This window comes from Arthrobacter oryzae (genome assembly GCF_030718995.1).
GTDB classification, from domain to species: domain Bacteria; phylum Actinomycetota; class Actinomycetes; order Actinomycetales; family Micrococcaceae; genus Arthrobacter; species Arthrobacter oryzae_C.
Genome location: NZ_CP132204.1, coordinates 497,675 through 510,492 on the forward strand (window position 1 = coordinate 497,675; position 12,818 = coordinate 510,492).

At 67.6% G+C, this 12,818-nt stretch carries 10 protein-coding genes; 4 read left to right on the plus strand and 6 right to left on the minus strand.

Annotated elements, in window-relative coordinates:
- Positions 1-86: 86 nt before the first annotated feature.
- From Q8Z05_RS02345 to Q8Z05_RS02355, 3 genes are all read right to left on the minus strand, one after another.
- A complete protein-coding gene (locus tag Q8Z05_RS02345) occupies positions 87-1,454 on the minus strand; it encodes a helix-turn-helix domain-containing protein (RefSeq protein WP_305941900.1) in 1,368 nt (455 codons plus the stop codon).
- A 110-nt stretch (positions 1,455-1,564) separates the two neighbouring features.
- Positions 1,565-3,019 (minus strand): FAD-dependent oxidoreductase, encoded by a 1,455-nt coding sequence (locus Q8Z05_RS02350; RefSeq protein WP_305941901.1) that lies wholly within the window; start codon positions 3,017-3,019, stop codon positions 1,565-1,567.
- 67 nt (positions 3,020-3,086) lie between these two features.
- Positions 3,087-4,097 (minus strand): DNA topoisomerase IB, encoded by a 1,011-nt coding sequence (locus Q8Z05_RS02355; protein ID WP_305941902.1) that lies wholly within the window; start codon positions 4,095-4,097, stop codon positions 3,087-3,089.
- A 131-nt stretch (positions 4,098-4,228) separates the two neighbouring features.
- On the opposite strand from Q8Z05_RS02355, the gene rarD reads away from it, so the two are divergent.
- Positions 4,229-5,239: an EamA family transporter RarD gene (gene rarD, locus Q8Z05_RS02360; RefSeq protein ID WP_305941903.1), complete on the plus strand. Its 1,011-nt coding sequence runs from the start codon at positions 4,229-4,231 to the stop codon at positions 5,237-5,239.
- Here the strand turns inward: rarD and Q8Z05_RS02365 are convergent.
- The 3 genes from Q8Z05_RS02365 to Q8Z05_RS02375 all read right to left on the minus strand — a co-directional run bounded on the left by Q8Z05_RS02365 (position 5,236) and on the right by Q8Z05_RS02375 (position 9,175).
- The gene (locus Q8Z05_RS02365) at positions 5,236-6,105 is read right to left on the minus strand and encodes a universal stress protein (protein ID WP_305941904.1); all 870 of its coding nucleotides are present in this window, start codon (positions 6,103-6,105) and stop codon (positions 5,236-5,238) included. The genes rarD and Q8Z05_RS02365 overlap by 4 nt on opposite strands.
- Before the next feature lie 197 nt (positions 6,106-6,302).
- Positions 6,303-7,673: a 4-aminobutyrate--2-oxoglutarate transaminase gene (gene gabT / locus Q8Z05_RS02370; RefSeq protein ID WP_305941905.1), complete on the minus strand. Its 1,371-nt coding sequence runs from the start codon at positions 7,671-7,673 to the stop codon at positions 6,303-6,305.
- Between the two features lie 71 nt (positions 7,674-7,744).
- The gene (locus Q8Z05_RS02375; RefSeq protein WP_305941906.1) at positions 7,745-9,175 is read right to left on the minus strand and encodes a gamma-aminobutyraldehyde dehydrogenase; all 1,431 of its coding nucleotides are present in this window, start codon (positions 9,173-9,175) and stop codon (positions 7,745-7,747) included.
- Between the two features lie 168 nt (positions 9,176-9,343).
- Here Q8Z05_RS02375 and Q8Z05_RS02380 point away from each other — a divergent pair, with 168 nt between their 5' ends.
- The 3 genes from Q8Z05_RS02380 to Q8Z05_RS02390 all read left to right on the plus strand — a co-directional run bounded on the left by Q8Z05_RS02380 (position 9,344) and on the right by Q8Z05_RS02390 (position 12,761).
- Complete coding sequence (locus Q8Z05_RS02380; protein WP_305941907.1) at positions 9,344-10,786, plus strand: PucR family transcriptional regulator; 1,443 nt, start codon at positions 9,344-9,346, stop codon at positions 10,784-10,786.
- Between the two features lie 68 nt (positions 10,787-10,854).
- Positions 10,855-12,084, plus strand: a complete 1,230-nt coding sequence (locus tag Q8Z05_RS02385; protein ID WP_305941908.1) for an MFS transporter — start codon at positions 10,855-10,857, stop codon at positions 12,082-12,084.
- The gene (locus Q8Z05_RS02390) at positions 12,081-12,761 is read left to right on the plus strand and encodes a FadR/GntR family transcriptional regulator (protein ID WP_305941909.1); all 681 of its coding nucleotides are present in this window, start codon (positions 12,081-12,083) and stop codon (positions 12,759-12,761) included. Before Q8Z05_RS02385 ends, Q8Z05_RS02390 begins: the two co-directional genes overlap by 4 nt.
- Positions 12,762-12,818 lie beyond the last annotated feature (57 nt).

A 12,818-nucleotide genomic window follows, 5' to 3' on the forward strand; every position in this document is an offset into this window, starting at 1 on the left:
GTGCTGGCGGCCGCCGTTGCATTCAGCGTAGGAGCGGGGAGGTTGCAGTCAGGTTGCAACCGCGTGATTCAGATCACGTCAGGGGGTTAGGCGCTGAGTTCGGTTTCCAGCCGTTCAAGATCGGCGACGACGGCGGCCCGCTTGGGCGAGCGCGGCGGCAGGAGCTTCAGCGCGGCAAGGCGGACGCCGACGTCGTTCTTTGCTTCCGGCAGTTCCGCGTACTTCAGCAGCGCATCCGCGCTGCCGTCGGTGAGCACCGCTTCGCGCAGCAGCGAGGAGACGCGGTCCCTGAGGTCGACGATGCCCGGCGCCTCCGAGCGGGGCAGGACGGCGCCGCGGTAGATCTCGAGCGCGATGCGGTGCGCGCCGCGCTGCAGGCAGTTGAGCACCTGGCTGGAATCCGGCATCAGGTCCACGGGCAGCCGGTACGGGCGCGAGCCGGGGACGGCATCCGGGCTGAGCTGCTGCAGGACCTTGCGCAGGCGCACCATCTCCGGTCGCAGGGTCATGGACGTGCCCTCGCCGGGGTACAGCAGTGTGCAGAGCTCCTCGGCGCTCAGTCCGTCCGGATGGACGCTGAGGAGTGCCAGGATTTCGCTGTGCCGGGCCGAGAGCGCCACGGTACGCCCTTCGATGCTGAGCAGTGCCTGGTCCCGGCCGAGGAGCTGGAGGCTGTTGCGGTAGAGGCTTCCGGTGCCCGCAGCGGAAGCCGTCCGGCCCGCGGAGGCAGTGGTCCGCCGTCGTGCCGGTGCCGCCTGGCGGGCCGCGGCGAGCTGGAGCCGCTCCACGCGCAACTGGGCCTGGGCCGCCGCGACGGTGGCTTCCACGAGGGAGAGGGTGTGCGGTGCAACGGCGGATTCGGTGCCGGTGATGTCCACGACCCCCAGCAGGGCGCCGGAGTCGGGGTCGTGGAAGGGCACGGCCGTGCAGCTCCATGGATGGACGGAGCGCTTGTAGTGCTCAGCGCCGGAAATCTGGATACTGCGGCCCAGGGCGAGGGCAGTGCCCGGAGCGCTGGTGCCGACGCTGGCCTCGGACCAGTCGGCGCCGGCCACGAACATCATGCCTTCGGCCCGGCGCTGTGTCACGGCGTCGCCCTCCACCCACAGGAGCCGGCCCACCTCGTCACCCACGGCAACCAGCAGGCCGCTGTCGTGGCTGGGCAGGACCAGGAGTTTGTGGATGACCGGCATGATGGTGGCCAGCGGATGCTGACGGCGGTATTCGTCCAGTTCTTCCCGGTCCAGGGCAAGGGGCGCTTCGGGGTTGTCCGGGTTGGCCCGGAACTGGACTGACCGCTGCCAGGATTCCTCCACCAGGCTGCGCAGTCCGGGCAGGTGCATGCTGCCGGCGTGGCCGGTCGCTCCGAGCAGCTCGTGGCCCGCCAGGGCGTGCCGCTGGAGCAGCGCCGCGGCGTCCGGGCCCGGAACTGCCGGCTGATTTGTTTTCGTCATCGAACTCCCTTGCCGGCACAACGGTGTGCCAGGCGTGACGGCATGCCGTGCTGGATTGGTCTGCTCAGTGTATTGCCATCCAGCCGGCCGCCATAGGGTTAGCCCTCGGGTCAGTCCTCGGCGCCGCGGGAAATGCGGATCATTTCCTCGCGCGGCACCACCTTCACGCGTTCACGTACGACGCCGGTGTCCGCCTCCGCTTCGGTCCATGCCTTCCCGAGGGCTGCTTCGTGCGCGTCCAGCCGGTTCCAGCCTTCCCAGGTGGTGTACTCCACGCCGCGCTCCTCGAGCAGGGCGATGATGGCGTGCGGATCCGGATTCTGCGCCGGCGGGAGCGTCAGCCGGTCCTCCAGCAGGCAGCCGATGGTCTCCAGGGCGTCGCCCTTGGTATGCCCGATCAGGCCCACCGGGCCGCGCTTGATCCAGCCCGTGGCGTAGATCCCGGGCACCGGGTTGCCGTCGGCGTCCAGCACCCGGCCGCCTTCGTTGGGAATGACACCGGCCCGGGCGTCGTATTCCAGTTCATCCAGCGGGGAGCCGTGGTAGCCGATGGCCCGGTACACCGCCTGGACCGGGTAGTCGAGGTACTCCCCCGTCCCCTTGACGTTGCCCGTGCCGTCCAGCTGCATGCGTTCAAACTTGATGCCCGCCACCTTGCCGGTGCCAGCAGTGTTGCCGGCGGCGTCGTAAATCTCCACCGGGCTGTGCAGGAAGTGCAGGTGCAGCCGGCGGGAGGACGGCACCTCGGCTTCGGCGTGCTCTTCCACCAGCCAGTTGGTCATGGTGTTCACCATGGTCTTGGTCTGGTTGTTGGTGCGGATGGCTTCCTCGGAGGCTTCGTCGAACTCGAAGTCCTCCGGGTAGAGCACGATGTCAACGTCCTTGGCGTGGCTGAGCTCGCGCAGTTCCAGCGGGGTGAATTTCACCTGGGCCGGGCCGCGGCGGCCGAAGACGTGCACGTCAGTCACCGGGGAGTTCTTCAGCGCCCGGTAGACGTTGTCCGGGATTTCCGTGGACAGGAGCTCGTCCGCGTGCTTCACCAGCATGCGGGCCACGTCCAGGGCCACGTTGCCGTTGCCGATGACGGCGATCTCTTTGGCGTCCAGCGGCCAGTCGCGGGACACGTCCGGGTGCCCGTCGTACCAGGACACAAAGTCGGCGCCGCCGAACGATCCTTCGAGTTCGACGCCGGGAATGTTGAGGTCCGCGTCCTTGATGGCGCCCGTGGAGAAGATCACGGCGTCGTAGAAGGCGCGGAAATCGTGCAGCTTCAGGTCGCGGCCGTACGTCACGTTGCCCAGGAACCGGATGTCGCCGCGGTCCAGGACCTTGTGCAGGGCGTTGACGATGCCCTTGATGCGTGGGTGGTCCGGGGCCACGCCGTAGCGGATCAGGCCGTAGGGGGCGGGGTAGGCCTCGAACAGGTCGATGCTGACTTCGACGTCGCCGTCCTTGACCTCATTGGATTTGGTCAGGATGTCCGCGGCGTAGACGCCGGCCGGTCCGGCGCCGACGATCGCGACGCGGAGGGGACGTTTGGGGGTGGTTGCGGCCGAGTTGGACACCGGGAGCCCTTCCAGAACTGAGAGACTGCGCCAAATCGCTTAGCGCACAAACCCCTATTCTAGGCGGTCAACTGGCCTTCCCTGCGGATCTGCCAATGGATACGACGTCTCCCTCGCGGTACAGCAGGGCCCGGAGTTCGGCTTCGGCCGAGCCCGTCCGGTGGGGGTCGATGGTCTCCCCCGCGGAGTAGTGGTCCAGCAGCCGCGGGTCCACGTAGCTCTTCCGGGCGATCGACGGCGTGTTCCCCAGCACCGCCGCAGCGTCCTGCATCGCCAGGCTGATGGCCCGCTTCCTGGCAGCCACCGTGGCCTGCGGGCCGGTCCGGGCCAGGCTGACCGCCGCGGCCACGGTGCCCCGGAGCGTCCGGAAGTCCTTGGCGGTGAAGTCCGCGCCGGTGCGCTCCTTCACGTAGTCGTTGATCTCCGCGCTGCCCACCGGATGCCAGCTGCGACCGTTCTTGTACGCCAGCAGCCTGGCGTTGCCCCCGCGGCGCTTGAGCGAGCGCACCAGGGCGGCGAGGTCGGCGTCGTCGATCTCCGAATCCCAGGTCTTACCGCTCTTGGCGGGAAAACTGAGCCGGAGGCTCTCCTTCTTGACTTTCACATGCGCGCAGAGCAGGGTGGCCAGGCCGTGGCTGCCGTTCTCGTTGGTGTACCGCTCGGACCCGACCCGCAGCGAGCCGCTGTCCAGCATCCTGAAGGCACCGGCCAGGACGCGTTCGCGGGAGAAACCGTCGCTGCGGAGGTCCATGGTGACCCGCCTGCGCGCGCTCGGCAGCGATTCGGCGAGCTGGAGGGCACGGTCGAACTTGAGCCGGTCCTTCTTTTCCCGCCAGGCCGGGTGGTAGATGTACTGCCGGCGGCCCACGGCGTCGAGCCCGGTGGCCTGGATGTGCCCGTTGTCGTAGGGCGCGATCCAGACATCGGTCCAGGCCGGCGGAATGCCGATGCTTTCCAGCCGTTCCCGGACGGGGCCCGGAGGCAGTGTGGAACCGTCCAGGTCGCGGTAGGTGAAGCCGGTGCCAGCGGCAAGGCGCCGGTAGCCCCTGCCCGAGGCGTTGCTGTGACGGAGCCTCATCGAGGGGCTTTCCGGAGAAGCACGTTCATAGTGGTAAGCATACTGAGTACTGCAAGACCTGCGCAGACCGCTTCCTCGAACCGGTGCCGTGCTGCCGGAATACCGCCCGCGGAGGTGGTGTTATTGATCGTGTGCCTACAACCGACGGAACCGCCACCTCACCTGCCCTGACCGCCCCCGGCGTCGCCCTTAAGGCAGTGGACAAGGACACGACGGCGGGCGTCCTCTTCGGGATCGGCGCTTACGGGCTCTGGGGGCTGCTGCCCCTGTACTTCTTCGTCCTGCAGCCCGCCAGCGCGGTGGAAATTGTAGCCAACCGGGTGGTGTGGTCGCTGGTGTTCTGCACCCTGCTGATCACGGTGACCCGGTCCTGGCGCGTCCTGGCAGCCGCGTTCCGAGACCGGACCGTGCTCGGCACGCTGTCCATCGCCGCGGCGCTGATCGCGGTGAACTGGCTGACCTACACCTACGGCGTGACCACCGGCCAGGCCGTGGAAGCCTCCCTGGGTTATTTCATCAACCCGCTCGTCTCCGTGCTGCTGGGCGTGTTCGTGCTGAAGGAAACGCTGCGTCCGCTCCAGTGGGCCGCCGTCGGCATCGGCTTTGTTGCCGTGGTGGTCCTGACGATTTCCTACGGCAAACTCCCGTGGATCGCGCTGACGCTGGCCTTCAGCTTCGGCCTCTACGGCTTCGTCAAGAAGCGGATCGGCCCGAAGGCGGACGCGGTCACCAGCCTGACCATGGAAACCGTGGTGCTCACGCCCTTGGCGGCCGCCACCATGATCTTCCTGGCCGTGAGCGGTGCGGCGACGCTTGGCACTCACGGTTCGGGGCACTTCTGGCTGCTGGTCTCCTCAGGCGTGATCACGGCCGTGCCGCTGCTGTTCTTCGGAGCCTCCGCCCGCCGGCTGCCCATGACCACGATCGGGCTGCTGCAGTACTTCGCCCCCGTGCTGCAGTTCATTGTGGCCCTCGTGGTGTTCCAGGAAGCCATGACCTTGGACCGCTGGATCGGGTTCGGGGTGGTCTGGCTGGCGCTGCTGGTGCTGACGGTGGACATGCTGGCGGCCACGCGCAGGAATTCCGTGGCACGGAAGCGTGCCCTCGCCGGGGCGGCAGCGCGTGGCGGAGGGGCGCGTTAGGGCGCCATGGCCGTGTCCACCCGCTCGTACTCGCGCGGGATGACCACCATGGGCACCGGCAGCGCCCGGAGCACCTTGTTGGCCGTGCTGCCGATGAACAGCTTGTTGCGCTCGGCAAGGCGCGAGGATCCCACGATCAGGATCTCGGCGTCGTCCCATTCGAGGTCATCGATGCATTCCTCGATGGTGCGTCCGTGGGCCACCTCCACGGTGACCTTGTGCCCGTCAGGGAGGCGCCGCGAGGCTTCGGTGAGCACGGTGTTCGCGTGGATGTGCGCCGCGTTGACCACTTCCCCCGGGTCCCCTTCAGCGTCGAGCTCCACCAGGGAGACCATCCGCAGCGGCACGCTTCGGCGCCCTGCCGCCCCGATGGCGACGTCGATCGCGGCTTCTGCGCCGGCGCGCTGGCCCACCGCGAGCGTCAGCCGGGAAATGGGTTCGGTCCGGCGGTATCCGCGCGGAGCCAGTGCGACGGGCACCGGCGAAGCATGCAGGAGTCCGTTGGCCACGCTGCCCACGGTGTGGCGCTTGAACAGGCCGTTGCTGGCCGCGCCAACCACGATAAGCGCGGCGTCGTTGGCCACGGCTGCCTCGATCAGTCCCGCAGCGAACGAATCCGCATGCCGCGCATGGAACTCCACGGGGACGTCGTCCGGGACCAGGCTGAGCCCTTCACGCTGCGCGTCCTGCACGGCCTTCTCGTTGGCGAGGACATGGCCGCTCGCCACGTCCTGGGCAACATGCAGGCCTTTGTCCACCACAAAGACCAGATCCAGCTGCGCGCCCTGCGCCCGGGCCAATGCGGTGGCCAGGGCAACGGCATCCGCGCCGCGCTCGTTCGGTGTGTAGCCAACTACGTATCGCATGGGTGAACCCCTTTGTGGGTCTGGGGCAGAATCCAGCCTCGCTCGGGGTTCCCGGGCGACGTCGGCCGGTCTGCGTTTCCTGCAGTGGTACTGCTGACTCTAGTCCACGCAGGCACAAATCAGAGGTGACATTGGGCCCGAAAACACAGAGAGCCGCGGACCATCGGTCCGCGGCTCTCTGGTTGGAATGACTGAGGCTAGGCGTGCGCCTTGATGGCGGCTGCCAGCACCTCAAGGCCGTCGAGCAGCAGCTCATCGCCGATGACCAGCGGCGGCAGCAGGCGGATCACATTGCCGTAAGTGCCGCAGGTGAGGATGATGACGCCTTCCTTGAGGCAGGCGGCGGCAACGGCCTTGGTCAGCTCCGGGTTCGGTTCCTTGGAGCCGGCCTGCACCAGTTCGATGGCCAGCATGGCGCCGCGTCCGCGGATGTCGCCGATCACGGACTTCCCGGAAGCGGCAAGCTCACCCTGCAGCTCGCGGAGGCGGCCGGTGGCCAGGTCCTCGATGTGCTTGGCGCGGGCGTTGAGGTCGTATTCCTCCATGGAGCCGATGGAGGCGAGGGCAGCGGCGCAGGCAACCGGGTTCCCGCCATAGGTGCCGCCCAGGCCGCCCGGGTGGACGGCGTCGAGCAAGTCGGCGCGTCCGGTGATCGCGGACAGCGGCATGCCGCCGGCGATGCCCTTGGCCATGGTGATGATGTCCGGTACAACACCTTCGTGGTTCACGGCGAACCATTCGCCCGTGCGGCAGAAGCCGGACTGGACCTCATCGGCGATGAAAACGATGCCCTTTTCCTTGGCCCAGGCGGCCAGTGCCGGCAGGAAGCCCTCGGCCGGGACGATGAAGCCGCCCTCGCCCTGGATCGGTTCGATGATGATCGCGGCCACGGATTCGCCGCCGATCTGTTTTTCGATCATGGTGATGGCGCGCTTAGCGGCCTCGGCACCGGTGATCGAGGGGTTTTCCTCGCGGAACGGGTAGCTCATGGGCATGCGGTAGACCTCGGGCGCGAACGGGCCGAAGTTGGTCTTGTACGGCATGGCCTTGGCGGTCAGCGCCATGGTCAGGTTGGTGCGGCCGTGGTAGGCGTGGTCAAAGGCAACGACGGCGTCGCGGCCGGTGGCCAGGCGCGCCACCTTGACGGCGTTTTCCACGGCTTCGGCGCCGGAGTTGAACAGCACCGTGCGCTTTTCGTGGTCACCCGGGGTGAGGCGGTTCAGCTGCTCGGCGACGGCAACGTAGCCCTCGTACGGGGTGACCATGAAGCAGGTGTGGGTGAAGTGCTCCACGGCTTCCTTCACGGCCCCGACGACGGCGGGATCGGACGCGCCGACGCTGGTCACGGCGATGCCTGACCCGAGGTCGATGAAGGAGTTGCCGTCCACGTCGTGGATGATGCCGCCGTCGGCGTCGGAAACGAACACGGGGACGCTGGAGGCGACGCCGGCGGCCACGACGGCCTTGCGGCGCTCAGTCAGGGCAACGGACTTGGGGCCGGGGAAGTCTGCCTGGACGCGGCGCTTCTGCTCGAGACGGTAGGTGATGTCATGGGCGGTTGCAGTCATGGGAATGCCTTTCTGGAAAGTCGTGGGGAATGTTGTGCGTCGGAGTTATGCGGCTGCGTTATGCGTTCGGGTTATGCGTCGAGCGCGCTCATCACGTGCTTGATGCGCGTGTAGTCCTCGACGCCGTACATGGACAGGTCCTTGCCGTAGCCGGACTGCTTGAATCCGCCGTGGGGCATTTCGGCCGTCAGCAGGATGTGCGTGTTGATCCACACCGCGCCAAAGTCCAGGTCGCGGCTGACGCGCATGGCGGTGCCGTGGTCGGTGGTCCAGACGCTGGAGGCCAGGGCGTAGTCGACGTCGTTCGCCAACTCCACGGCCTCGGCCTCGGTGCTGAACTTCTGCACGGTGATGACCGGCCCGAAGGTTTCCTTCTGCACGATGTCATCCGTCTGCTTGGCGCCGGTGATAATGGTGGGTTCGAAGAAGAAGCCCTTGTCCCCCGCGCGGTGCCCGCCGGTGACAATCCTGCAGTTCTCGGGCAGGTGCTCCACCACGGACGTCACGGCGTTGAAGTGGTTCACGTTGTTGAGCGGGCCGAAGTAGTTGTCTTCGTCGTTCTGCGAACCGGTGTGCAGCGTCCTGGTGTGTTCCACCATGGCCGCCACGACGTCGTCGTGGACCGAGTCCTCAACCAGCACGCGCGTGATGGCCGTGCAGTCCTGGCCGGCGTTGAAGAAGGCGAACTCGGCAATGGCTGCGGCGCTCTTCTTGATGTCCGCATCCTTGAACACAATGGCCGGGGCCTTGCCGCCGAGCTCCAGGTGCGCGCGCTTGAGGCCCTTGGCCGCACCCGAGGCCACCGCAATGCCGGCTCGCACGGATCCGGTGATGGAGACGAGGCCGGGGACCTTGTGCTCCACCATCATGGCGCCGGTTTCGCCGGTTCCGAGGACCACGTTGAGGACGCCGGCCGGGAAGATCTCCCCGGCGAGGCGGGCGAGGACCAGGGTGGATTCGGGGGTGGTGTCCGAGGGCTTGAGGACCACGGTGTTGCCGGCCGCGAGCGCGGGGCCGATCTTCCAGATGGCCATCAGGAACGGGTAGTTCCAGGGGGCCACCTGGGCCACGACGCCGATGGGTTCACGGCGCACGTAGGAGGTGTGGCCTTCGAAGTACTCGCCGGCTGACTTGCCTTCGAGGATGCGGGCGGCACCTGCGAAGAAACGGAGCTGGTCGGCGCCGGCGGCCACTTCCTCGGACGCGATCAGCGAGCGGACCTGGCCGGTGTTGCGGTGCTGGGCTTCCACGAGCTCGTCGCTGTTGGCTTCCACGGCATCGGCAAGTTTGAGGAGCATGAGCTGGCGCTGGCCCGGGGTGACGTGCTTCCAGGTTTTGAACGCGTCGCTGGCGGCCTTCATGGCGGCGTCGACGTCGGCGTGCACCGAGACGGGCGACTTGGCCACCACTTCACCGTTGGTGGGGTTCACGATGTCCAGCAGGCCGGTGCCTGCGGGCGTGACGAACTCGCCGTTGATGAAGTTCTGCAAGGTTTGGACCACGGTGTACAACCTCTTTCATGCTGGTTTCTGCAGCCGGTTTCTGCAACCGGCCCAGTATTGCGACTGCTCACGAGCCTATGCCAGCCCGTCCACGCAAGGAATAGCCACCTGCACACCATCCCCGGAATCCTTTAGTGCGGTTGACCAGCTCGCAGTTATCCTGAATCCATGGCAATTTCCCTCGCCGCCCTGCTGGGCGTCCAGTCGCTCAAGCTCGTTAAATCCGGCCTGGCCGAGACGACGTGGCACCAGGACATCCAGTGGGTTGCCGTCACCGAGCAGGAGGACCCGCAGCGCTTCCTGAACGGCGGCGAACTGGTGCTCACCACGGGCATGCGGCTGAAGGCCGCCCCGGACCAGCGCCGTTTTGTGCGGCAGGTGCAGCGGGCCGGCGCGGTGGGAATCGGCTTCGGGGTCGGGCTGACGCACGACGCCGTTCCGCCGGCACTGGTTGCCGAGGCCAACCGCTGGGGCCTTCCCGTGGTGGAGGTTCCCTACGAGACGCCGTTCATTGCCATTACCAAGCTGGTGGCGGACGCCCAGTCGGCGGACCACTACGCCAAGCTGGAAAGGCTCATCGCGGGCCACCAGATCCTGGCCCGCGCCCTGCTGACCGGCGGCGGCCTCGCGGAACTGCTCAAGAACCTCGGCTCCATGCTGCGCACGGACATTGTTCTCACCCAGTTCACGGCGCAGCTGTACAACAGCGTGCCCGGCAACCCGGCGCCCACGGCGGACACCTGGGCGTCCTATCCCATCCCCACCGGCCGCCGCGACGCCTGCACCCTCTGGGTCCGGCAGCCCTTCGAGGATTCCGGCATCGTGGGCTACGCCCAGAACCTGATCAGCGTTGAACTGAACAACATGGTCAAACAGCGCCAGGCACAGCGCGCCCTCTCCGGCCAGGTCCTGGAGGACGTGATCCACGGAACCTTGGAATCCAGCGAGGCGTCCCGGCGGCTCGCCGGCATCGGCGTCAACAGCACCCGGAAGAGCGTGGTCCTCCTCGCCGAGTCCGCGGCGCACCCCAAGCAGCTGGTGAGCTCCTCGGTGCCGCGGCCGCTGGAGGACGGGGTGACCGCCGTCGTCGGGAAGGACCTGATCATCGTGGTCCACGACGACGGCAGCGGCGCGAGCGCGCTGGCCAAAAGCCTCAGCGACCATCTGTCGGAGGCCGGCATCCACGCCACGATCGGCATCGGCGGCGCGTACACCAAACCCAACGGGCTGCGCTGGAGCTACTTCGAGGCCCGCGATGCGGCGAGCCACGGCCTGCCCGTCAACGAGCCCGAGCGGCTCAGCCTGACGTCCCTGCTCCTCGCCAGCGAGGACGTGCCGCTGGCGGACATGGCAAATGAGTCACTCAACCCGCTGCGCAACTTCGATGCCCTGCACGGAGCCGAACTGATGGCCACGCTGGAAAGCTACCTGAACAACAACGGCTCGGTGGCCGCCGTCGCCGAGGCGCTGACGCTGCACCGCAACACCGTGCGTTACCGGCTGGCACAGATCACCGAGCTGACCGGTTACGACCCCGCCCAGACCCAGGACCGGGTGCAGCTCTGGCTGGCACTGGCCGTGCAGCGGCTCTCGCAACGGCAGCAGGGCTAGGGAAACGGCCCGGGAGAGGTTCCCCACATCTTTACAAACATCAAACGTCTAACGTCTAATGTTTAAGTATGGCAACCACGACGACGGCACCACCCGGAACTGACACCCCACCCGCTGCGCTGGCCGGCGCTGCCCGGCCGCGCGCCGTCGTCGTCCTCGGTGTCCTTGCCCTGGTGCTGATCGGACTGAACCTGCGTGCCGGCATTACCGGAGCCGCAGCACTCCTGCACGACCTCCAGGAAGTCCTGGGCTACGGCGCCTTCGTTGCCGCCGTCATACCTTCCATTCCCACGCTCTGTTTCGCCGTGGCCGGCGCGGCAACGTCCTGGCTGACCCGCCGGATGGGCGTGGAGAAGGCCATCCTGTTGGCCCTGGGAATGCTGGCAGCCGGCCTGCTGGTGCGCGGCATCCCGTCCACGGGCATGCTGCTGGCCGGAACGGTGGCGGGCATGTCCGGACTCGCCGTCTGCAACGTGGCCATGCCCTCGTTCATCCGCGAGCACTATGCGGACCGGACGTCGCTCATGACAGCGCTCTACACGGTCACCATGACCACCGGCGCCACGGTCACGGCCGTGTTGGTGGTCCCGGTGGCGCAGGCGCTGGGTTCAGCCTCGGCAGGAGTGGGCTCCATTGGCCTGCTCTCAGTAGCCGCTTTCCTGGGCTTCCTCCCGGTGGCCCTCCATGCCCACCGGAATGCCACCCCCGGCCGGGGCGCCCGCATTTCCCCGTGGCCCCTCCTGCGGACCCGCAAAGGGGCCCTGCTCACCGCCATCTTCACCCTCCAGGCGCTCCTGGCCTACGCCGTGCTCAGCTGGTTCCCGTACATGCTCACCACCACGGGACTCACCGCCACGGACAGCGGCCTGATGTTCGGGCTGATGCAGCTGGTCTCCGTGCCGGCCGGCATGGTGCTGATGGCCATCGGTTCCCGGCCGCGGATGCTGCGCCCGGCCTTCTACCTGGCCAGCGTCACCATGCTCGCGGGCATCGTTTCCCTGATGCTCCTGCCGACCGCACTGGCCGCCGTTCCGGCTGTCCTGCTGGGGTTCGGCCTCGGCATTTTCCCGCTGGTCATGGTGATGATCAGCCGCAGCGGACGGACAACGGCGGAAACCACCGCCATGTCCACGCTGGCGCAGTCGGTGGGCTACCTGCTCGCCACGACGGGACCGTTCGGCATGGGGCTGCTGCACAGCGCCACGGGCGGCTGGACGGTACCCTTGATTCTGCTGCTGGCCATCGCCCTGGCGCAGATCGTGGTGGCGCACCTACTCACGGCAAGGACCAAGCCATGACCCTCACCGCTTCGCACCGGCCCGTACTGGCCGACGAAATCACGGACAAGCTCCGGGAAATGATCCACTCCGGCGAATGGCAGCTGCAGCAGAAGATCCCCGCGGAGCCTGAACTGATGGCCCGGCTCGGCGTCTCCCGGGGCACCCTGCGGGAGGCCATCAAGGCCTTGGCGCACGGCGGAATGCTGGAGGTACGACGCGGCGACGGCACCTACGTCCGGGCCACCAGCGAAATCTCCGGCGCGGCGCAGCGGATGTACAAGGACCACAAACAGGAACACATCCTCGAGGTCCGGGTGGGCCTGGACACCCAGGCAGCCCGGCTGGCCGCCCGCCACGCACAGCCGGAGCACGTCGCCGCCATGAGGGCCCTGCTCAGTGAGCGCCATGACGCCTGGCATGCCGAGGACTACGCATCCTGGGCGCGCGCCGACTGGGATTTCCACGTCCTGGTGGCGCAGGCTTCCGGCAATCCGCTGCTGCATGAGCTGTACGTCAGCTTCGGCGGCGTCTTCCACGCCGACCTGCTGCGGCAGCAGCGCCGCAGCGGCTTCAACGGGCTCCCCGATGAAGGGCACGGCACGCTGGTTGATGCCATCGAAGCCCACGATGAAGCCGCGGCCGTTGGCAGCGTCAACCGGAACCTGAACTCGTGCGCGGAGTGGCTCGGACTGTAGCCGGGGCAACGTCAGTAGGCTTAGCTTCCGGGAGTTCCCGGCTCTTGCCGCGGCCGG

Coding starts and splice junctions, on each gene's coding strand:
- Q8Z05_RS02345 (WP_305941900.1), bottom strand. CDS start 1,454: ATGACGAAAACAAATCAGCCGGCAGTTCCGGGCCCGGACGCCGCGGCG.
- Q8Z05_RS02355 (WP_305941902.1), bottom strand. CDS start 4,097: ATGAGGCTCCGTCACAGCAACGCCTCGGGCAGGGGCTACCGGCGCCTT.
- Q8Z05_RS02365 (WP_305941904.1), bottom strand. CDS start 6,105: ATGCGATACGTAGTTGGCTACACACCGAACGAGCGCGGCGCGGATGCC.
- gabT (WP_305941905.1), bottom strand. CDS start 7,673: ATGACTGCAACCGCCCATGACATCACCTACCGTCTCGAGCAGAAGCGC.
- Q8Z05_RS02380 (WP_305941907.1), top strand. CDS start 9,344: ATGGCAATTTCCCTCGCCGCCCTGCTGGGCGTCCAGTCGCTCAAGCTC.
- Q8Z05_RS02385 (WP_305941908.1), top strand. CDS start 10,855: ATGGCAACCACGACGACGGCACCACCCGGAACTGACACCCCACCCGCT.
- Q8Z05_RS02390 (WP_305941909.1), top strand. CDS start 12,081: ATGACCCTCACCGCTTCGCACCGGCCCGTACTGGCCGACGAAATCACG.